General features: G+C 62.2%; 21 protein-coding genes. 13 read left to right on the plus strand and 8 right to left on the minus strand.

The window, feature by feature from the left end; all coding sequences use genetic code 11:
- Window positions 1-428: 428 nt before the first annotated feature.
- Window positions 429-1778 (plus strand): replication initiation protein, encoded by a 1350-nt coding sequence (locus WN982_RS39040; protein ID WP_341317286.1) that lies wholly within the window; start codon window positions 429-431, stop codon window positions 1776-1778.
- Between the two features lie 53 nt (window positions 1779-1831).
- On the opposite strand, the gene WN982_RS39045 is transcribed toward WN982_RS39040, so the two are convergent.
- Both WN982_RS39045 and parA read right to left on the minus strand, forming a co-directional pair.
- A complete protein-coding gene (locus WN982_RS39045; RefSeq protein ID WP_341317287.1) occupies window positions 1832-2887 on the minus strand; it encodes a ParB/RepB/Spo0J family partition protein in 1056 nt (351 codons plus the stop codon).
- A 24-nt stretch (window positions 2888-2911) separates the two neighbouring features.
- Window positions 2912-3574, minus strand: coding sequence for a ParA family partition ATPase (gene parA, locus WN982_RS39050; protein WP_341317288.1), 663 nt, complete (start codon window positions 3572-3574; stop codon window positions 2912-2914).
- 1234 nt (window positions 3575-4808) lie between these two features.
- On the opposite strand from parA, the gene arsC reads away from it, so the two are divergent.
- On the plus strand, window positions 4809-5168 hold the full coding sequence (arsC, locus tag WN982_RS39055) for an arsenate reductase (glutaredoxin) (protein ID WP_341317289.1): 360 nt from the start codon (window positions 4809-4811) through the stop codon (window positions 5166-5168).
- Between the two features lie 80 nt (window positions 5169-5248).
- Here arsC and WN982_RS39060 read toward each other — a convergent pair whose 3' ends face one another.
- Window positions 5249-6232 (minus strand): sulfonate ABC transporter substrate-binding protein, encoded by a 984-nt coding sequence (locus WN982_RS39060; protein ID WP_341317290.1) that lies wholly within the window; start codon window positions 6230-6232, stop codon window positions 5249-5251.
- Window positions 6233-6620: 388 nt separating this feature from the next.
- On the opposite strand from WN982_RS39060, the gene WN982_RS39065 reads away from it, so the two are divergent.
- On the plus strand, window positions 6621-6911 hold the full coding sequence (locus WN982_RS39065) for a DUF1272 domain-containing protein (RefSeq protein WP_341317291.1): 291 nt from the start codon (window positions 6621-6623) through the stop codon (window positions 6909-6911).
- 49 nt (window positions 6912-6960) lie between these two features.
- On the opposite strand, the gene WN982_RS39070 is transcribed toward WN982_RS39065, so the two are convergent.
- The gene (locus WN982_RS39070; RefSeq protein ID WP_341317292.1) at window positions 6961-7164 is read right to left on the minus strand and encodes a zf-HC2 domain-containing protein; all 204 of its coding nucleotides are present in this window, start codon (window positions 7162-7164) and stop codon (window positions 6961-6963) included.
- The gene (locus tag WN982_RS39075; RefSeq protein WP_341317293.1) at window positions 7151-7759 is read right to left on the minus strand and encodes an RNA polymerase factor sigma-70; all 609 of its coding nucleotides are present in this window, start codon (window positions 7757-7759) and stop codon (window positions 7151-7153) included. The genes WN982_RS39070 and WN982_RS39075 overlap by 14 nt, the downstream gene beginning before the upstream one ends.
- Window positions 7760-8208: 449 nt before the next feature.
- Between WN982_RS39075 and WN982_RS39080 the strand changes: the two genes are divergently transcribed.
- The 4 genes from WN982_RS39080 (at window position 8209) to WN982_RS39095 (ending at window position 10412) form a co-directional block, all read left to right on the plus strand.
- Window positions 8209-8340 (plus strand): hypothetical protein, encoded by a 132-nt coding sequence (locus WN982_RS39080; protein ID WP_279635189.1) that lies wholly within the window; start codon window positions 8209-8211, stop codon window positions 8338-8340.
- Between the two features lie 525 nt (window positions 8341-8865).
- A complete protein-coding gene (locus WN982_RS39085) occupies window positions 8866-9150 on the plus strand; it encodes a hypothetical protein (protein WP_341317294.1) in 285 nt (94 codons plus the stop codon).
- 11 nt (window positions 9151-9161) lie between these two features.
- Entirely contained in the window at window positions 9162-9431 is a 270-nt protein-coding gene (locus tag WN982_RS39090; protein WP_341317295.1) for a DUF6723 family protein, read from the plus strand.
- A gap of 426 nt (window positions 9432-9857) precedes the next feature.
- Entirely contained in the window at window positions 9858-10412 is a 555-nt protein-coding gene (locus tag WN982_RS39095) for an NAD(P)H-dependent oxidoreductase (protein ID WP_341317296.1), read from the plus strand.
- An 87-nt stretch (window positions 10413-10499) separates the two neighbouring features.
- On the opposite strand, the gene WN982_RS39100 is transcribed toward WN982_RS39095, so the two are convergent.
- From WN982_RS39100 to WN982_RS39110, 3 genes are all read right to left on the minus strand, one after another.
- Complete coding sequence (locus tag WN982_RS39100) at window positions 10500-11507, minus strand: hypothetical protein (RefSeq protein ID WP_341317297.1); 1008 nt, start codon at window positions 11505-11507, stop codon at window positions 10500-10502.
- A gap of 200 nt (window positions 11508-11707) precedes the next feature.
- Entirely contained in the window at window positions 11708-13990 is a 2283-nt protein-coding gene (locus tag WN982_RS39105; RefSeq protein ID WP_341317298.1) for an ATP-binding protein, read from the minus strand.
- A gap of 131 nt (window positions 13991-14121) precedes the next feature.
- Window positions 14122-14433 carry a hypothetical protein gene (locus WN982_RS39110; RefSeq protein ID WP_341317299.1) on the minus strand — a complete coding sequence of 104 codons (312 nt, stop codon included), beginning with the start codon at window positions 14431-14433 and terminating at the stop codon, window positions 14122-14124.
- 248 nt (window positions 14434-14681) lie between these two features.
- Here WN982_RS39110 and WN982_RS39115 point away from each other — a divergent pair, with 248 nt between their 5' ends.
- From WN982_RS39115 to shc, 6 genes are all read left to right on the plus strand, one after another.
- On the plus strand, window positions 14682-15050 hold the full coding sequence (locus WN982_RS39115) for a response regulator (protein WP_341317300.1): 369 nt from the start codon (window positions 14682-14684) through the stop codon (window positions 15048-15050).
- The gene (locus WN982_RS39120) at window positions 15043-15666 is read left to right on the plus strand and encodes a chemotaxis protein CheC (RefSeq protein WP_341317301.1); all 624 of its coding nucleotides are present in this window, start codon (window positions 15043-15045) and stop codon (window positions 15664-15666) included. Before WN982_RS39115 ends, WN982_RS39120 begins: the two co-directional genes overlap by 8 nt.
- On the plus strand, window positions 15663-16601 hold the full coding sequence (locus tag WN982_RS39125; RefSeq protein ID WP_341317302.1) for a diguanylate cyclase: 939 nt from the start codon (window positions 15663-15665) through the stop codon (window positions 16599-16601). Before WN982_RS39120 ends, WN982_RS39125 begins: the two co-directional genes overlap by 4 nt.
- A 250-nt stretch (window positions 16602-16851) precedes the next feature.
- The gene (gene hpnD, locus WN982_RS39130; RefSeq protein ID WP_341317303.1) at window positions 16852-17700 is read left to right on the plus strand and encodes a presqualene diphosphate synthase HpnD; all 849 of its coding nucleotides are present in this window, start codon (window positions 16852-16854) and stop codon (window positions 17698-17700) included.
- Window positions 17701-17704: 4 nt separating this feature from the next.
- Window positions 17705-18970 carry a hydroxysqualene dehydroxylase HpnE gene (gene hpnE / locus WN982_RS39135; protein WP_341317304.1) on the plus strand — a complete coding sequence of 422 codons (1266 nt, stop codon included), beginning with the start codon at window positions 17705-17707 and terminating at the stop codon, window positions 18968-18970.
- Complete coding sequence (shc, locus tag WN982_RS39140; protein ID WP_341317305.1) at window positions 18967-20991, plus strand: squalene--hopene cyclase; 2025 nt, start codon at window positions 18967-18969, stop codon at window positions 20989-20991. The genes hpnE and shc overlap by 4 nt, the downstream gene beginning before the upstream one ends.
- Window position 20992 lies beyond the last annotated feature (1 nt).

Raw genomic sequence — 20992 nt, forward strand, 5'->3', positions numbered from 1 at the left:
GCGCCGCTCGTGACGAAGCCGGCGCTCCGCCGACTCCGGGGCCGACATTGGACGGGTGCCCAGTTCTCCCCTGCCCTTCCGCTCGAGAACGAAGCATAAAAATTTTCGCTGCGTTGACCCCACGCGAGTTGACCCCACGCGCAACGTGGGTGCGGCCAAAATTCACGAGATTTTTTTAAGGTGAGGAGATTCGGGATCGAACGCGTCCCGTTCGAGGCAGGTCCGAAATTGGTCCGGATTTCCGGACGCCGCGACCTGCAAGGATGCCCCGAACCTGGCGCGAAATGCTTGAGGTGAGGGTTTTCGGGAGTTGCTCGAGGTGAGTTGCGACTCGTAAACTCACTTCACCAGGAACGGTGAGACCCACGCTATAGACGTGCATCACCGCAGCCGGTATGCTCTCGCCAAATCCCTCCTCGACCCGACGCATGGCCACGAAGCGCGCGAAGAAGACCGATGTTGTGAGCCCGAGTTCGGCCGAATTGCGAAAAGCCGTCGAGGCGATCGCCATCCAGCCCAAGAGCGGCAAAATCACACTCCTCACCCGTAAGCTGTTCAACGTGCTCCTCGCCGTCGCTCAGCAAGCGGACGAGTCCGGCGACACCTATCGGGCATTGCTGTCGGACATCGTCGCCAATTCTGCGTTCGATTCGAATGACACCGCGCTAGTGAAGGAACACTTGCGGCGCATGGTGTCGGTGCAGGTCGAGTGGAGTACCGGTACGTCGAGTCAGAAGCCGGGCCGCAAATGGGGTATCTCCACGCTGATCGCTGACGCTGAAATTCTCGAAGACCCCACCACTCGCCGCGTGTGGGTCGAGTTCTCGTTTGCGCCGAAGATCAAGAAGAAGCTGCTCGATCCAGTTCAGTACGCACGCTTGAGTCTGCAGTTCCAGAGCCAGCTGCGCAGTAGCGCGGGCCTTGCGCTCTACGAAATCTGCGTGCGCTACCTGACGAACCCGAGTCATCTGACGATGCGCGAAACGTGGGAGTGGTGGCGCCCTATCCTCTCGGGCACGCCTGACACGGAAGCCGGCGACGAAGCGAAACGCGAGTACAAGTATTTCAAGCGCGATTACCTGCGTCCGGCGATCGCCGAAGTGAACGCCGTCACCAACATCTTTGTCGAGTTGATCGAGCATCGGGAAGGACGGCGGGTCGCCGAGATCCAGTTCCGCGTGACGGAGCGCAAGCAGCCGATGCTCGCACTCGACGAACATCCAAACGTGTTCGACAGCACGCTGGTCGACCGCATGGTGAAGATCGGCATTCCGCTGAAGGAAGCGCAAACGCTGTACGCCGATAGCGAAGAAAATCGTATTCGTGCAGCTTTGCAAATGACTGAGCAACGCATGCGCAGCACGTCCTTGCCGCCTGTGCGCAGCGCGCCTGCGCTGTTCAAGGATGCGTTGAAGAAAGGCTATGCGCCGCCGGTCGAAGCGGTGCCGTCCATCGGCGGTGGCAAGGCGGCGGTCGCTGCGCCGGCAGACGATCTGAAAGCCCGTCTGCTTGGCGAGTACTCGGCGTATCGCCGCAAGGAAGCGCGCGAGCTTTACGACGAACAAGGTGAGTCCGAGCGGGAGATCGCTCGGCAGTCGTTTGAAGAAGATGAATTGCCGGGGCTCGGCACGCACATGCGGGACGACTGGCGTCGGCGCGGACTGGATTCGAAGATTGTCGAAACGGCGTTCTTCGATTGGCTGGCTCGCAAGACGTGGGGTGAGCCCACCGATGGCGATCTGCTCGCTTTCACGCTGAGCCAATCTCGCGCGGCGTAATCTTGCTGCAGGACGGTGGCCACGTTTCAACGCCGCCGTAACCTGCTCTTCTCTTATTTCAACATCTGTTCGATCTGACGAAGAATGTCGTCGCGCTTTTCGCGTGAGAGACCCTTCAGGCGGAGCTCGATTCGATCGTCGCCGTACGATTTCAGATCTCCGACCGAAACACCGCCGAGCTTGATTTCCAGACGCTGCGCATAGCGCTGCCGGCCCGCCGGTTTCGTGCTTTCCTGCGCGCTTGCCCTGCCCTTCACGATGTCGGCGACTTGCCTCGTGCTCAGATCATCCGAAAGGATCTTGTTGATCAGACGCAGCGTCGCGTCGGCGCCGCGGGCGGTGTGATAGCGGCCTACCTGATAGGCCATGTTCGAGCCGAACCGGTCAGGTCTTGCGACCATCTCATGCATTACCACTTCGGGCAGCTTCGCAATCGACAAGGCGACGGCAACGGTCGACTCGTCTAGTCCAAGGTGTTCGGCGAGCTCCTTCTGGCTCTGGAAATGCCGATCCTCCAGAAAGCGTTTCCACACGACGGCGTTATCGAATACCGTCTGCGAATCGCGCTGGACGTTGAGGTCGTAGCCGAGCTTATAGCTTTGGATGCCGATCGGCAGGTCGATAACGATCGCCTTCACCGATTCCTTGTTCGCTTCTTTCAGCGCTCGAACACGCCGGCCGCCGTCGCTGACGAAGTACGTGCCGGGATTGTCGTAATCCGGAATGACGTGAATGGCCTGTTGCTGCCCCTGTTTGGCCAGATTGACGGCAAGCTCGGCAATCGACGACTTCAGATAGAAATGTCGGGGATTAAACGGACTCGGCTTGATCGTTTTGAGCGCGAGATCGATGACCTGGCCTGGCCGGTAGCCATGCTCGATGCGCCACGCGCGATAGGCCGACGATTCATTGGCGGTGTCAGTCGATTCGATTTCCGCGACGACTTGCGGCATCACAGGCTGGTTCACGCGGCCCGGCGCATTGTTACTCGTGGGGCCATTCTTAACCAAACCGTCGATGGCATTCAGGCGGTCGAGAGCGGTCCGCTTTTCGCTGCTGGTCGTATCAGGACGTGCTTGAAAGCCTTTGGCGAATTGGGAGGGTTTCATTCAGGGTCCTTTATGCGCATAAATTCACGGAAGCAGGGCGGCGATTTCGTTGGCGCACGCCCGGATTTCGATGCCGGCGAGCTTGGCGCCGCGATCGTTCATCTGAAGCACTGTTTGCCCTAAAGCCATCGCCTGCTTGTACGCTTCGCGAGTTGGGATTTGGGTTTTGAGTAGCGGGAATCCGAGTTCTTCTAACGCGCGCTTCAGTTCACGCGTCAGCATCCGCTTCTCTTCGGTCTTGTTGAGCAGAAAGACTGCGCGCAGGTCTTCGTTCATGACCTGGGCTTGCTGGACAAGTTTGACCAGACCGACGCTTGACCAATAGTCAGCGGGCGACGATGAGGTCGGGATAACGGCGACGCTCGCTGCGAGCAACACAACGCCGGACACTTTCTCGGTGATGGAGGGCGGGCAGTCGACGACGATGATGTCGTAATCAGCGACGAACTTCTTGATCTCGCGATGGATCTGGCTGCCGGCTTCAGAGAGGTTGACGACTGGAAACGGGATGCCGGATTCGCCATCGGATGAGGCACTGGCCCAATGGATCAGTGTGTTTTGACCATCTGCGTCCACAACGAGGACGCGTTTGCCTTTCTCATGGAACGCAGCGCCGAGGTGCATCGCGATAGTGCTCTTCCCGACCCCGCCCTTCTGCTGAGTTACCGCGATGATTTCTGCTGCCAATCTTCACCTCCTCTTTTTAGACGCAGATGGATTTTACCTGGATGAATTCGTATTTCAATCGATTTTGTGTAAACACGCGAAGAAATAGCCATTCGGGATAGGTTTATGCGCATAAACGTTGGAAGGCGCTGCATAGAGACTGGGAGGTGGCGTGGGACAAGATGAGCGGCGCGCCGTTTTCTAAATATTCCGGACGTGTTCGTTCTCAAGTCGGCTTGACTCAGTCCGGGACTCGGATGCTCGTGCTGTTTTGCATTGGCGCTTTGATCGGATAACGGGCCGATCTTTATGCGCATAAACGTGCTTTCCGAAACCGCTTACGGGTGAGGCCGTGCAACGGTGTCTTGACGCGCCGGATCGATACATCGTCTCGGCGGCAACCGCATTCGACGATTTGGTGATTGCCGCAACGAGGCCGCTCCACTCGTGCGTACCGAGCAGGCCCGTTTCAACGGCCTGAGAAATGCCGACATGTACGACCGGCTGCGCGCCAATCGAGAGGCTTACGCGACAGGTCCGCGCTTTATGCGCATAAAGCGTTACGCTTCTCGCAGCAGCGCGAGTGGGCGTTTCTACATCGCCTCGCGTCCACGCTCTAATGCACTATCACTCGCTTTCACTCGGTCACTGGGCGCGAAGAGCAGGCGCCTGGTCGTGTTCCGTCCCATGCTCGCGTTGAGCAAGACGATCCGCTTCCCATACGCTCAACCGTTAACGAGCAAACAATGCGAAGCATCGCCGCTGGGCCTGGCGCTCGAGTTGTCGAGGTCCTAAGCCTGGAGAGAACTATCGATCAGAGGGTGACCGCCAATGCAGTCTGCCTTTCACAGTTCGCCGTTGAGCAGACCGCCCCACGCCGTGTCGCCCATGCTTTCCGGCAACATCCGGTTCTATCTGCTGGCACCGAAACCCCCACCGCCGCCGAGCTACGTCGTTCCGGGTGTGACTCAACGAGGCGTCATTCCAAACCCAGCCATTCGCGTTGGAGGAAGAATAATAAATAGAAAAGAAAATATAGCGTCAAGTTAGACGGGCGATCCGGATCTATCGCTAGCGCAAAGACCGGCCTCACTGGAAGCCTCATACCCGCCGGACCTGGAGAGCGCTTCCCACCAGCGATCAATCACGCACAACCCATCGACAAACCGGATCCCATCAAAGACCACCCCACCGCTCACAGCCGCTAAAATCCACCACGAAAAAACACCCAGCAACCGCGACCGCGAAAACCACCATGATCACCATCTACCATAACCCGCGCTGTTCAAAATCGCGCGCCGCCTGCGAGCTGATTGCAAGCACCTATAACAACACAAACGAACCGACAGAAATCGTCGAATACCTGAAGCAGCCGCTAACAATTGCGCAACTGAAGCAACTCAACGCGCAGCTAGGTTGTACGGTCCGCGAGATGATCAGGGACACGGAATCAGAGTACAAGGAACTTCAGCTCTCCGATCGCACCCTGAGCGACGCTCAGTTATACGAAGCATTGGCCAGGCATCCGATCCTTTTGCAACGCCCGATCGTCGTGCGAAACGGGCGGGCCGTGATCGGCCGCCCGCCGGAAAATGTCGAAGCGCTGTTTGCCTGACCGTCCAAACGGCGCTCCTCACGCCTTGCACTGCAGCCCGTTTCGGGCGTTCGCAGGCGCGTTTCATATGTGAACAGACCCTAGGCCTTCGCCGCCAATACAGCGTCCTTCGTAACGATCTTCGTCGGGATGATGCGCAGTTCGTTGAACGTGTCGGCGATACGCTGCTGCTCGGCGAGCACGTTCGCATCGATTGGTTTGTAGATGTGCGCGTAGTGCCGCAATCCGGCCTCGATCACGCCCGCATCGAGGCCCTGAATCGGCGCAAGCTGTGCGGCTGCTTCGCTGTAATGGCCGCGCACCCAGGCGCCTTCTTTTCCGGCTTCGTCCATCACGATAGCGAGCACATCGCCGTTTTGCTGCGCGAACGGCCGTGCGCTCAGAAAGAACTGATGGTGATTCACGATACCTTCGCCGTCGGTGAGCAGGCGCGCGTTCGATTGCCGTTTCGCCGCTTCGAGGAACGGATCCCAGATGGCCCATGCGTCGATCGCGCCGCGCTCGAAGGCCGCGCGCGCGTCGGCGGGCGGCAGATGGACCGGCTGGATTTCGCTGTACTTCACGCCGGCCTTCTCCAACGCCGCGACCAGGAACCAGTGAACGTCCGAACCCTTGTTGAAGGCGATTTTCTTGCCCTTCAGGTCGGTGAGCGTTTTGATCGGTGCGTCCTGATGCACGAGGAGGCCTTCCGCGTGCGGAGTCGGAATTTCGTAGGCGGTGTAGACAAAGTTGGCGCCGGCCGCTTGCGCGAATACCGGCGGCGCCTCGCCGACATAACCGAAGTCGATGGCGCCGACGTTCAAGCCTTCGAGCAACTGCGGCCCGGCGGGAAACTCAGTCCATTTAACTGTGATGCCGAGCGGCGCGAGCCGCTTTTCGAGTGTGCCGTGCGCCTTGAGCAGCACCAGCGTGTTGGCCGCTTTCTGGTAGCCGATGCGAAATTCCTTCGCATGCGCATCGGCGGCGAAGGCAGAGGTGGACACGATGGGCAGGGCCGCGGCGGCCAGCGAGGCGCCCACGCCGGCGATAAATGCGCGGCGCGTAAGCAGCGGATGACGGGACATAGCAGTGCTCGTTAAAAAGACGGACGCAAAACGGACCGATTGGCACCGACGATAAGCCGTCTGCAAACCTGGACGAACCGATAAATTCGCATAAGCAAATCACGCCGGAGGTGGCAGCCGTCATGGCGCATGACCACTCCGGCCGTCCACCCGCATCACTGCGCCACGTTGGCCTCGCGTTGACGCTTGTGATGTGGACGGTGTTGACCTGACAGCGGCATAGGCATTGGGCGCGATTGCCGGCGCGCGCGAGCGGGCGTGGTGGCAGGAATTGACGCGCTGCTGTCCATTCCGCATCGCGCTTGCCGCTTACACTGCTCCGCATCCGGCAAGCGCGGTTGACGCGACATACGCGCTCGCTTTCCCCTGTCGATGCGGAGCCAGAACCATGCTTGAACTGAGACCATCCTGCGAAGGATGTGGCAAATCACTGCCGCCGAACGTGCCCGACGCGATGATCTGCACCTACGAATGCACCTTCTGCGAAGTGTGCGCGCTCAGCACGCTGCGCAATGTGTGTCCGAACTGCGGCGGCAATTTCCAGCATCGGCCGATCCGTACGCGAGCGCAGCTCGCCAAGCATCCGGCTCGCACTGAACCGCATCCTGTCGGCATCGACGAAGCGTCGCACGCGAACTTCTTCGCCCGCTACCGCAACACGCCGCCGGGCGAGCGCTAAGCAAGGCGCCTGGTTGACGCGCTGCTAACGCGCAGACTCTGGCCGCACATCAATCATCGGAGGCGGCCGCGCCCGGTGCTTCAATCCCGCTTGCCGCATGCGCGGCCACCCGCAGCAGACGGATCTGTTTGCGGTAGTTGCGGCAGCCGCTGCAGGTCGGCAGATGCAGCCGGATCGCGACCCATTCGCGGGTCGTCAATCGACGGTCGAGCGCATCGGACAGCAGGCGCGTGATGTTTTTACACTTCCCCATTCGCATCCTCTCTGGATAGGCCTTTTTCGCTCAGGCAAGTGCGCAAGCGCAGCCGCGCCCGGTAGATCAGCACGCTGCAATGATTAGCGGTCATCTGCAATTCCGCGCAGATGGCATCGGTATCGAGATCGAGGAATTCGCGCATCATGAACACGCGCCCGATGTGTTCGGGCAGATGTTCGAGGCACATCTCAAACAAGGTCCAGAACTGCTGCTGACGCAACGCCGTTTCGGGCGTCGGCCACGGCTGCGGCTTGGTCTCGCGCGACCAGTGGCCGTTGTCCTTGAACAGCTCCCGGTCGAGCAGCGCCTCGCCGTCGAGTTCGGATTCGAGGGCCGATAGGTTCACCGTGCGCTGCCGGGCGCGCAAGGTATCGACGAGCTTGTGCCGCAGGATGCCGAACACCCACGTCTTGTGTTCCGACTGCGCGGCGAACCGGTCCGCTTGCGTCCACGCGGCTGCTAGCGCTTCCTGGACGGCGTCTTCGGCGGCTGCGGCATCGCGCAGTTGCAAACGGGCGAAGCGCAACAGGTCGCGCCGCAACTGCGTCAGATAGACGGGATCGTCGAGCGCGGGCCCGCTTATCCGCGCCATGACGCGCTCCGTCTGCGCGCCAACGGCTGCCGCACGTCTTCTATTGAATTGTTGTTGTTCATGAGCGGGTGACTTTCCTCGCGCTGTTTTTGGACTCGTGCGCCATTCTCCCGCACGTTCCTGCGCAAGCGAATCGATATTGAACATGTGCCCGCCGGAAAGCGATAACTCGATGACTTTAGTCGCGCCGGAAAGGCTTATATGACAGCGAAATACATTGTTGCGTAAATTGAAAGCAAAACCTCGGGATCAACCCGGGACCTGAAGCATATGCGCTACGGCTGAAGCCGAGGCGCAAGCGCATCCCCGGCCGCACAGTCCTTCAATTATTTCATTATTTGAAAAAATATCTTCTCAACTTCGATGTTTTTAGGTGAATGCTGAATCGCTATTCTTCACTCCATCGATCGCACCAGATCGCGAACCAAACGCTGAAGAGGAGTAGCACCATGAAACGCATTCTTTCCGCCCTGATCGCTTCCGTCGCTCTGTTTGCCGCCGCTTCGGGCGTGGCCCAAGCTGCCTCGCCGGCACAATGCAACGGTCCGGCATCGTACTGCAACGTGTTCTTCGGTAACTGATCGCTTGGTGGGCACGGTCGGACGAATGTCCGGCGCAATGCTTGCCAACGAAACCGACTCACAAAGTAAAAGAAGGGCACCGATAGCGGCGCCCTTTTTGCATTCACGGCCAACACATTTGCGGCGCATGCCGCCAAACGCAGTAACGGACCTGTGCGACACGCGGCCAGCCAGCGGTACACCTTACGCGGCACCACGAAGCAACGCTCGCGCCCGGCGGCCAAATGCGTCGAATGCTCTCTCAACTTACGTGTTACAGTGAGCCAACCGCTTGCAGTTCTCCTGCGTGTCCTGCGCAGTCCCAGACGCAAAAAAGTCTCTCATCCCAGCGCCCTGGTTTGAACAGGGTTCTTTCCTTCTACTCAGCTTTGCGTTGTCGTCGGCTCGGCTTCCTTGAAGCGGCCGCTCTTTGCGCGCATCGTCGATCAATATTTTTTTCGCGGAAACGGCGCAATTCGCCCGGTTTCACGCCGAAGCCACAGCGATGCGTTTTTACGCGAAAAGCCTTCACCGGAGACGACCACCATGAGCAACACGATCAGAAGTTACCGGGGCCTTGAGATCTATCCGCTGGTTTATCCACATCAACCGCGCAGCCTCGACGGCGCCCGTCACTACGATGCGGGCTTTGACGCAGCCGTGCGAATCTGCCGACGCGGCACAGACGATACATTGACCAGCAGCCGTGTGTTTCGCGTGCCGAGCCGTTCGCCATTTGGTGCGGCCGGCGACGCCCGCATCGCGTCAGCCAGTTATGCGGAGCGCGTGATCGACGGCATGGTGACAGGCCAGTCGATTGCCGGACTCTGATGGGCGCATCAATGGCAACTCCCGTTTCCAGGCGCTCGCAGCGCGCAGACCCCCCAGCCCTCACGGACCGCGCGAACTATCAGGTCGCGGTCTCGTCGCGCCGTACGTCGAGCGGCACCGTGCCGACGCTGAAGGTCATCCGTTTGAGCGACGAGCGGGTGATTTACCCATTCCAGGGCCACGCGGACATGCCGTTTTTCGACAGCGCCGACGCCGCCCAGGTGTTCGCCGAGACCTACGGCTGGCAGCTTGTGGATGGCGACATCGCCGTGCCGGAATGACCGCCCGTGCCGGTTGAGCGCGGACGGTTTCCAGACGCCAGACCATCGGCCTTGGCGTCTCGCCCGGCTCGCCGTCGTTGTATGCAGCGCACCGCCGGCCGCCATCAGTCGTCTATGCCAGACGTGTCGATTTGCATCCGGGCAGACAAAGCAGAACGTCCATTTGCCTCAAATCGTCATACACCGGAAGCAGGCTTGATTGACAAGGCAAAAGTACTACTTATCCACAAGGTTATTCAGTGAAACTGTGGATAACTTTGGGTGCTACCGGGTTATCCACTAGCTGCAACGGCCATCGTTTGCTCCCCGTTTTCCCGATCGTCGGCGTTTTTGTTGCCGCGGCCGTCATCTCGTCCGGCTTTTGCCTATGATTGTCAGTTCTGACCCTTTTCGCGCGTCAAGCGCTTCACACCGAAGGAGCGAGACATGGCCCATCACATTGCAGTCGTTGTCGGCAGCTTGCGTCGTGAATCTTTCAACCGCCAGTTGGCCCACGCCGTGATTTCGCTCGCGCCGGCCGATTTCACCTTCGAATTTATCGACATCGGTTCATTGCCGCTCTACAGCCAGGAATACGACGCCGACTATCCCGAAGTCGCGAAACAGTTGAAGCAGCGCGTCGAAGCTGCCGATGGCCTGCTGTTCGTCACCCCCGAATACAACCGCTCCATGCCTGGTGTGCTGAAGAACGCAATCGATTGGGGCTCGCGTCCGTGGGGCACCAATTCGTGGGCCAACAAGCCCGGCGCGGTGATCGGCACGTCCCCCGGCGCGACCGGCACGGCGCTGGCGCAACAGCATCTGCGTAATGTGCTGGCGTATCTCGATGTCGCCACGCTCGGCCAGCCCGAAGTGTTCATCAAGCACGACGCGGCGGTCATCAACGAGAAAGGCGAGATCCTGAACGACGGCACGCGCAAGTTCCTGCAGACATTCGTCGAGCGCTACGTCGCGTGGGTCAAGTTGCATACCGCCGCCTGACGGCGTTGCCGCGAAAGCGATCGGGTAAATGAAAAGCGCCGGCGTTGCCGCAACCTCACGGCACGCCGGCGCTACCGCTCACCCCGTTTAGACGTGGTGATGCCTCGTCACACGTTCCCAGCCGTGACGCACGGCGAGCTTGAAGCGCTCCCACGTGCTCTCCGGTGAGGTGGTTTCCCAATGGCGCCGGGCTTCCGGTTCGACATCGTCCCACGGCCTGTCGCGATAACGCGTGTCGCGGGCGATGTCCGCGCCGTAGCGATAGGCCGGCACGTAATCCTCGAAACGCGAATTGTCGGTCGCGTACTCCTCGTCGTAGTGGCTGCGGAAATCTTCTTCGTATTCCAGATACTCGTTCGGAATCTGCTCGCCCATGCCGGCGGTCGGCTGGCGCGCTTCGGGAACGACCTCTGACGGCTGCATGATGGCGCCCGAACCCGGCAAGCTACCGGCGGCAATCGCGCTGCGTCCCGCATCGCCGACCAGCGGATCGGTGACCGGCTCGTTCAGCGGATCGGTGACCGGCCGCTCAGCCCGCGGTGGCGGCGTAAATGGTTTGGCCGCGCCGGCGCCAGCGCCCACGGGCGGCGGTGAATACTGCGGATCGGCCTGCGTCGCGGGCCGGGTGGTCGCACCCGGCGTGGTGACGCTCGATGTGCGAGGCGTGCCCGCTGTCATCGCGCCGATGCCCAGTTCGTCGAGTATGGAATGATCACGGCTCGGCGGCGTGTCCCAGTCGGGCGAGCGCTCGCCGATGTCGGTAGCGCCCAGCCTCCTCAAGGTATTGCGAGCGAGTTCCGCATGCGATTCGCTCGCCGCGTTCACGCACACCAGCACGGCGCCGCGGCGCACGGCCTCGGTATAGCGGGCCGTTTCGGACGCGCGCGGGCCGCTGGCAAACAGGCTGGAAAGAAAGCGTTCGATGTTGGCCAGCACACCCGCGCTCGCGACTTCGTCGGTTGCCGAGCCGACGGAGGGTTCCGGGTTCGCCTGCAACTCGATCGATTCCCGTACAAAACCGGTCTGCACAAGCGTGTCGCGGGCGGTTTCCGCTTGTGAATAGGTGTCGAATAAACCAATCACGGTGTGTCGCATGGCAGTCTCCCGACGTCTTGAGCGGAGTGGACAGCGCGGGAACGCGCCGCTCTCCTTCCCCAACCGTGCTGCAACGTTCGTGCCGGAACCGTCCAATGCCCGTGCGCGCCCGTTTGGAAGGCAAGAAACGTGGCGTGTCGCCGGTTGTAGCCGACGCGTTTTTACAATTGCCGGTAAATCACGGCGATGTCTGAAGAGGGTTAATCAGCCGGGTGAGCCGCCGGGTACGCACCCGACTGCGCCAGATCGCGCTGGATCGTTTGCAGGAGCTTGTCGAGCAACGCGATATCGAAGGGTTTGGACAGCACGCGCACGTCCACATGCCGCGCGCGGTCGAGTTCTTCCGCGTAGCCGGTGACCAGAATGACCGGCAGCCTCGTATCGAACGCCTGCACCGCTTCAGCCAGATCGATGCCGTTCATCGTGCCGGGCATGTGAATGTCGGACAGCACCAGATCGAACGGCAGCGGCTCGCCGGTGCGGGCCTGCTTCGCGTGGGCGTCGTCGAACAGGCGCAGCGCGGTGTCAGCATTGAAGACCCAGGTGACCTGGTGACCCATCATCTGCAGCAAGGCTTCGGTGCCGGCGGCGACTTCGTCGTTATCCTCGACCAGCAGAATGCGCAGACCGTGCGGTGCGCCGGTTTCTTCGACGCCCGGTTCAGCCGGCCGTTCAGCCTCAGGCGCCGCGGCGGCGCGCGGCAGATAGAGGCGCACTGAGGTACCCGCGCCGATCGCGCTGTCGATCGCCGCGAGGCCACCCGAGCGCTCGCAGAAGGCAAACACCTGCGGTAGCCCGAGACCCGTACCCATGCCTTTCGGCTTGGTCGTGAAAAGCGGCTCGAAGGCGCGCGCGAGCACTTCAGGCGGCATGCCGCCGCCGGTGTCTTCGAGCGACAACTGCACGAAGTCGCCGGTGAGCGGAAAGCCGTCCTCGTGACGGAAATTGATATTGGTGGCCCGCACGGTGAAGCGGCCGCCGTTGGGCATCGCATCGCGCGCGTTCACGGCGATGTTGATCAGCGCCAGTTCGAGCTCCGCCACGTCGACGCGCATCGGCCAGATTTCGACGCCGATATCCATCACCAGCGAAATCTTCGCGCCGAGCGACGCGCGCAGCAATTCGCGGCACGCCGGCAACCAACGCTCGAGGGCAAGCGTCTCGTTTCTCAACGGCTGCTTGCGTGCGACGCCGAGCAATTGCCGCGTGAGCGATTGGCCGCTCTTGAGCGCCCGCTCGATGGCCGACAGCTCACGGTCGAGCCCAGGTGCGCCGCGCCGCCACGCGATCTGCACGTTCGCCGACACGATCATCAGCAGATTGTTGAAGTCGTGCGCGACGCTGCCGACCAGATTGCCGAGCGCCTCCATCTTGCGCGACTGACGATACGCGGATTCGATCGAGCGGCGCATCGACGCCTCGGCCTGCCAGCGCTCCCACGCCTCCTCTTCGGCGCCGAGGCGCCGCAGCGACAGCCAGATCACGCACCACAGCACGACCGACGGCGTAAACATCGACAGGATCAGCACGCTGAGATGCCGATACCAGCCGGCCCAGATGGCCGAAGCGCGATAGCCGCACGACACGTACACCGGATACGCGCCGACGCGCCGGTACGCGAGGATCAGATTGTCGCCGTCGATGTCCGAGCGCATCCTTACGACGCCGGCCCGCCGTACTTGCGCCAGCGCCTGGGCGAGCGGCGACTGCGGCAACACCGTCACCGGCTCGCGCGGACTGCGCGGATAGTGCGCGAGAATCGCGCCGTCGGTGCGGATCAGGCTCATGGTCATCGGCGTGTCGTCGCTGCCGCCCAGCAGCTCGCGGTAGAACGCGCTGAAATAGCTGGGCCGCAGCGCGACCGACACGACCCCGGCGAACGCGGCGTCGGCGGTGCGCCGCTCGACGCCCATGTTGAACACCTGTTCACCGGCAACGTGCCCCGTCATCACCTTCGACACGTGCTCGATGTCCTTGCCGTCGCGAATCCCGGTGAAATCTTCACGCTCGGCAATCGACATCGGCGGCGCCGGATAGAAACGGCTGCTGGCGAGCAAATCGCCGTCGCGGCCGAAGATCGACACGGCGGCCACCTGCGGATAACCGCCGCCCATGGTGCGCAGCTTGTCGTGAATGGCGGATTCGCCGGCGCGAATGCCGTTGTCGTCGAGTCCTTGCGTGAGATCGACAATGCGCGAATCGAGCGTCTCGTTCATGTCGAACACTTTCAGCGCGTGTTCTTCGGCGACCCGCACCGTGCGTAGCGTCATGTCCGTGGCGTCGGCCTCGCGCGCGCGCAGATCGTTGAGCGCCATGGCCGCCACGTACACGCATGGCAGGACGATCGCTGCGATCAGCAGCGCGATCAGCGTCATGCGCCGGACGTGGAAATTCTGTTCCGGCACGGCTGGGAACAACGCCTCGTCCTGCCGGTTAGCGGAAAGGCGGTTCGCTTGAGGCGGCTCGAACCGGTCAGGTGTCATTTTCGATTAACGCTACGGTCGTTCAAGACGAAAAAACTGGAAGCCGACATCATCATATGAGAAGCATAGACCCGTGGCGGCGCGAGTCGTTGCTGCGGCTAATGGCCGTACAGATTTGTCTGCCTTCTGAATCAGCGACGAATCGACAAGCGCAAACGTACACAAAAGTATAAAGGCAAAAGAAAGCCGCCGAGACCTAAGAAAATATTTTCAAAAATAGCATTAAATGGGGAAATCTGATTAGTGTAGGCTAAATTGGCGTGTTGCCTTTCCGCCCAATTACTTCGAAAATCGACGCCACCATAAATAATGCGTCCGCCATGTTCGGACACATTTGCCGCGAGGGCCGCCAGACAACGCGCACAACGCGTGATGGACGGCGTTTGCGGAATCACGCGCGCGGCAAGGGGACCAGCCCGATCCACCAAGTCGCGCAGATTCATCTACGGGGTAGGCTTCGAACATGCCGGTCATAGCCGTCGTCCACCGTGCGCGCACGCATTCATGCCTGCCCGGCGGTTCCACCATAAGCGCCTCGCGGCGCGCGCTCCCCGGCCGTCCCCAGCCTGAATTCCCGCCAGCATCAGATCTATCAGTCCTTCTTGCCGCCGGTCGACAGACCCCGCGCTAAAGAAATCGCCGCTACCCGCCGTTAACGCGCCAGAGCTCATTTCGCTTTCCCGACCTGCCCATGCCTTTGCCTATTGTGATCGCCGATGATTCGTTGCTTGCCCGAAAGGTGCTCACCAAGGCATTGCCGCCGGACTGGGATGTCGACGTGACCTACGCAACGAACGGACGCGAGGCGCTCGCTCTGTATCGCGAAGGCAAAGCGTCGGTGATGTTCCTCGACCTGACGATGCCGGACATGACCGGCTATCAGGTGCTGGAAGCATTGCAGCATGAGGACCTGAACACCTTCGTGATCGTCGTCTCCGCCGATGTTCAGCCGATGGCCCAGTCGCGCGTTCGCGCGCTCGGTGCCGCGGCGTTCATCGCCAAGCCTGTCACGCCCGAGGCGCTACTACCCATCCTCCAGGAGTACGGGTTGTATGTCTGAGCCAGTCCTTAACGAAGACCGGCGCGACGCGCTGCAAGAGGTCGCCAATCTGGCGATGGGCCAAGCCGCGACGCGCCTCGCACGGCTGCTCGACGCGTTCATCGAATTGTCGGTGCCGCGTGTGAAGATGGTGGCGGTGAGCGAAGCCGCGCAGGCGCTGCGCGAGATGACCGGGATCGAAGACACGGTCAGCGCGGTGCGCCAGGGCTTTCGCTCCGATATCAAGGGCGAGGCGCTGGTGATCTGCCGCAGCGACAACATCGAGCAGCTGTGTTCGCTCGTGAGCGACCCGTACGCGCGTTCCACCTACGAGACGGTGAGCCAGAACGAACTCGTGTTCGATGTCGCGAACGTGCTGACGGGCGCGTGCGTCTCGTGCATTCTCGACCAGCTCGGCCGCACACCGGTTTTCTCGGCGCCCGGTCTGCTCGGCGAAGCAATGACGCTCGACGACGTGTTCCAGCCCGGCGTGCTGCAATGGGAAGTCGCGTTGCTGGTCGAAGTGAATTTCGCCCTCGAAGACCAGAGCTTCCGCGCACATCTCGTGATGCTGATGGCCGAAGAATCGATCCGCCACATGAACGAGGCGCTCGACGCCCTCCTGTCCAGCTTATGAATGTGCCCGCTGATTCGTTGAGCGATCTGGTAGTCGAACGTGTCGGCTTCGGCATTTTCGTGCTCGATCGCGAGATGAACGTGTTGATGTGGAATCGGTTCATGCAGGATCACAGCAGTTTGTCGCCGGAACAGGTGGTCGGCAAATCGCTCTTCACGCATTTTCCCGAACTGCCGCGCGTGTGGCTGTCGCGCAAGATCGAAAGCGTGTTCCAGCTTGGCAGTTTCGCGTTCAGTTCGTGGGAACAGCGCCCGTATCTGTTCAAGTTCGATCACGACCGGCCGATTACCGGCGGCGTCGATTTCATGCAGCAGGACTGCACGTTCATGCCGCTTACGCGCGATCGCGAAGTGGTGGCCGTATGCGTGACCATCTCGGATGTCACGCACGTCAGCATCGTGCAACGCGAGCGCGAGGAGGCGGTCGCCAAGTTGCAGGAATATGCGGACCGCGACGGTCTGACGGGTATCGCCAATCGCCGTTACTTCGAAGCGCGCCTGCTGGACGAATACACGCGCTGGCAGCGCTACGGCGGCGACATGTCCGTGCTGCTGTTCGATCTCGATCACTTCAAGAAAATCAACGACCAGTTCGGTCACGGCGTCGGCGATACGGTGTTGCGCGTGATGGCGCAGCGGGTCGCCGAGGTAGTGCGGGCGCAGGACACCTTTGGGCGTTTCGGCGGCGAGGAGTTCGCCTTGCTGTTGCCGTGTACGCCGCTCGACGACGCGATGCGGGTGGCGGAAAAGATTCGCCGGACGATTAGCGACACGCCGGTCGAAGTGCAGGGCACGAGCGTGCCGGTGACGGCGAGTGTCGGCGGCGCGGCGGCGCGCGTGGGCGTGCCGGCATACGACGTGCTGATCAACGAAGCCGACGCGGCGCTTTACAGCGCGAAGCGGCAGGGGCGCAACCGGTCGGTTGCATTTATCTGACGCGGACGCCGACGGTTTTTGCGCGCGCCGCGCGCCACCGGATGCGATGACCACCGCCGGGTGCGGGCCCGCTTCAGACCCCTTATTCGTCCCCAAAACTGCGACATCCCACAAAGGTTGTTATACTTTTCGCCGTTTCCGGCATGCCTGCCGGGTGTTTCGCGCGTGTCCGCGCGCGCGGGCCGCTTGCCCTGCGGGTAAGCATGAATTCTTGAACGCCTTTCAGCGGGCGCCTCCAGCGGAGATCGTCTTGGCTGTTTCCAATCTTGTCGTGGACGATACAGAAATCGACGCCGCTGCCGCCACGTCCGGCAGCTCGTTCTATCTCGCGATGCGCATCCTGCCAGCCGCGCAGCGCGACGCGATGTATCGGGTCTACGCCTTCTGCCGCGCTGTCGACGATATCGCCGACAGCGACATGCCGCGCGCCGAACGCGCCGCCGCGCTCGAGCGCTGGCGGGCCGACATCGACGCGTGCTACGCCGGTGCGCCGCGCGCTTCATTGCGCGCGTTGACACGGCACATTCATACGTTCCACCTGCAGCGCGAAGATTTTCACGCGATGATCGACGGCATGGCGATGGACGCCGCCGCCGACATCTGCGCGCCCGATGAAGCCACACTCGATCTGTACTGCGACCGCGTCGCGAGCGCGGCGGGCCGTCTATCGGTGAGGATATTCGGGATGCAGGACGAGCCCGGCCGCCTGCTGTCGCACCACTTGGGCCGCGCGCTGCAACTGACCAACATCCTGCGCGATATCGACGAAGACGCCGGTATCAACCGCTGCTACCTGCCGCGCGAATTGCTGGCGCGCGAAGGCATCGCCGTGACGAGTCCGGCGCAGATCGCCGACGATCCGTCGCTGCCGCGCGTGTGCGCGACGCTCGCCGAGCGCGCCAAGAAGCATTTCGCCGCCTCCGACGCAATCATGGACCGCGAGCCGCGCAATAACGTCCGCGCGCCGCGCATCATGTCGGGCGTCTATCGCGTGCTGCTCGAACGCACGCTCGATCGCGGCTTCGACATTCCACGTACGAAGGTCAGCAAGCCGCGCATGCACCTGCTGTGGATCGTCGCGCGTTACGCGCTCTTCTGAGCTGATGCAAAAGCTCGTACATGTGATCGGCGCGGGCCTCGCCGGTCTGGCCGCTGCGGTGCAATTGCAGCGGCGCGGCGCGCAAGTCGTGCTACATGAAGCGTTGCCCCAGGCGGGCGGCCGTTGCCGTTCGTATTACGACAGTACGCTGGGCGCGACCATCGACAGCGGCAATCATCTGGTGCTGTCCGGCAACTACGCGACGCTCAACTATGTGCGTGCGATCGGCGCCGCCGATGAACTGACCGGACCGGTCCAGCCCGACTATCCGTTCGTGGATCTGGCCACGCGGGCGCGCTGGACCGTGCGCATGTCGCCGGGCCGTTTGCCCTGGTGGATCTTCGATCCGAACGCACGCGTGCCGAACACCGGCCCGACCGACTATCTGGCGCTCGCGCCGCTGCTGTTCGCCAAACCTGGCCGCAGCATGGCGCAGACCATGCGCTGTAACGGCGCGCTGTGGGACCGCTTGCTGCGGCCGTTGTTTCTCACGATGCTGAACGTCGAGCCGCGCGAAGCCTCGGCGGAGCTGGCGGCCGCGATGCTCAGGGAGACTGTCATCGCCGGCGGTCAGGCGTGCCGGCCTCTGGTGGCGCGTAACGGACTGGGCAGCGCCTTTGTCGATCCGGCGCTGCGCCTGCTGCAACATGGCGGCGCGGCGATCCGGCTCGGTTCGCGCCTGAAAGACATTCAGTTTGCCGACACCGGTCGTGTGTCGTCGCTGAATTTCGCCGATGAAAGCATCGCGATCGACGCGAGCCAGGCCGTGGTCCTCGCGGTGTCACCGGACATAGCACAGACGCTCGTGCCCGGCTTGCGCGCGCCCAATCGCTTCGCGGCGATCGCTAACGTGCATTTCGCGGTCGAGCCGCCGTTCGGTTTGCCGCCGATCACAGGGCTGCTCAACGCGACTGCCGATTGGCTGTTCGCGTTCGATGGCCGGCTCTCCGTGACGATCAACGCCGCTGATCGATGCCTCGACACGCCACCCGAAGCGCTGGCGAAAACCGTCTGGGCCGAAGTAGCCCGGGCGGCCAGTTTGCCGCCCGAGCCGATGCCGGCCTGGCAAGTCGTAATGGAAAAGCGCGCGACGTTCGCCGCGTTGCCTGATCAGGAAACGCTGCGGCCCGGCACGCGTACTCGCTGGAATAACTTGATGCTCGCGGGCGACTGGACGGCCACCGGCCTGCCCGCGACGATTGAAGGCGCGATCCGCTCCGGCCAGAAGGCCGCGGATATGCTGCTGAATCAACCGATGGAACGCCGATGAACGACTTATCTCAAGCCCAGCAGCTGGACGCCGTCCTGCCTGAATTCGCCGATGCGTCGCCTGACGCGCCGGCCGTTGTGCCGCAAGCGTCCGTAGCCTCGCTCGACGCCGCGATCGCGCGCGCGACCGATGCGATCCTCGCCGCGCAGAAGCCGGACGGCCACTGGGTCTACGAACTCGAGGCCGACGCGACGATTCCCGCCGAATACGTGTTGCTGGTTCACTACCTCGGCGAAACGCCGAACCTGGAACTGGAACAGAAGATCGCCCGCTACCTGCGCCGCATCCAGCTGGCAAACGGCGGCTGGCCGCTCTTCACCGACGGCGCGCTCGATATCAGCGCCAGCGTGAAGGCGTACTTCGCGCTGAAGATGATCGGCGATCCTGAAGACGCGGAGCACATGGTCCGCGCGCGCGAAGCGATTCTCGCGCACGGCGGCGCGGAAACGGTGAACGTGTTCACGCGGATTCTGCTCGCGTTGTTCGGTGTGGTGTCGTGGCGCGCGGTGCCGATGATGCCCGTCGAGATCATGCTGCTGCCCATGTGGTTCCCGTTCCATCTGTCGAAGGTGTCGTACTGGGCCCGCACGGTGATCGTGCCGTTGCTGGTGCTCAACGCGAAGCGGCCGGTCGCGCGCAATCCGCGCCGCGTGCGCATCGACGAGCTGTTCCGCGGCGCGCCGGTCAATACCGGCATGCGTGAGCGAGCACCGCATCAACACCTCGGCTGGTTCCGCTTTTTCCGCGGCGTGGACGTGATGCTCCGCGCGGTCGACGGCCTGTTCCCGAAGGCGACACGCGAACGCTCGGTGCGCGCGGCGGTAGCTTTCGTCGATGAACGGCTGAACGGCGAAGACGGTCTCGGCGCGATTTTCCCGGCGATGGCCAATTCGGTCATGATGTACGACGTGCTCGGCTATCCGGCCGATCATCCGAATCGCGCGATTGCCCGCCAGTCGATCGAAAAGCTGCTCGTTATCAAGGATGACGAAGCGTATTGCCAGCCGTGTTTGTCGCCGGTGTGGGATACCTCGCTCGCCGCGCATGCGTTGCTCGAAACCGGCGAAGCGCATGCTGAGCAGGCCGCTGAACGCGGGCTGGCATGGCTACGCCCGCTGCAGATTCTCGACGTGCGCGGCGACTGGATCTCGCGCCGTCCGAACGTGCGGCCTGGCGGCTGGGCGTTCCAGTACAACAATGCGTACTATCCGGACGTCGACGATACGGCAGTGGTGGCGATGGCGATGCAGCGTTCGGCGGCGCTGACGCAATCGGATGTCGATCGCGAAGCCATTGCGCGTGCGCGCGAATGGGTGGTCGGCATGCAGAGTAGCGACGGCGGCTGGGGCGCGTTCGAACCGGAAAACACGCAGTACTACCTGAACAACATTCCGTTCTCAGATCACGGCGCGTTGCTCGATCCGCCGACCGCGGACGTATCGGGGCGCTGTCTGGCGATGCTCGCGCAACTCGGCGAACTGCCGGCGAGCAGCGAACCGGCGCGACGCGCGTTCGATTACATGCTGAAGGAACAGGAATCGGACGGCAGCTGGTACGGGCGCTGGGGCCTGAACTACATCTACGGCACGTGGACCGCGCTGTGTTCGCTGAACGCCGCGGGCATGCCGCACGACGACCCGCGTATCAGGCGCGCCGCGCAGTGGCTGCTGTCGATCCAGAACGACGATGGCGGCTGGGGCGAGGGCGGCGAGAGCTACAAGCTCGACTACCGCGGCTACGAGCGCGCGCCGAGCACGGCCTCGCAAACGGCATGGGCGCTGATGGGTTTGATGGCGGCAGGCGAGGTGAATCACGAGGCGGTCGCGCGCGGCATCGAGTATCTGCAGCGCGAACAGCGCGAGCATGGTCTGTGGGACGAAACGCGCTTTACCGCGACCGGCTTCCCACGCGTGTTCTATCTGCGCTACCACGGCTATCGCAAGTTCTTCCCGTTGTGGGCGCTGGCGCGCTTCCGGCATCTGAAACGTAACGGGCTGACGCGCGTCACGGTCGGGATGTAAC

The organism is Paraburkholderia sp. IMGN_8, from assembly GCF_038050405.1.
GTDB lineage: Bacteria > Pseudomonadota > Gammaproteobacteria > Burkholderiales > Burkholderiaceae > Paraburkholderia.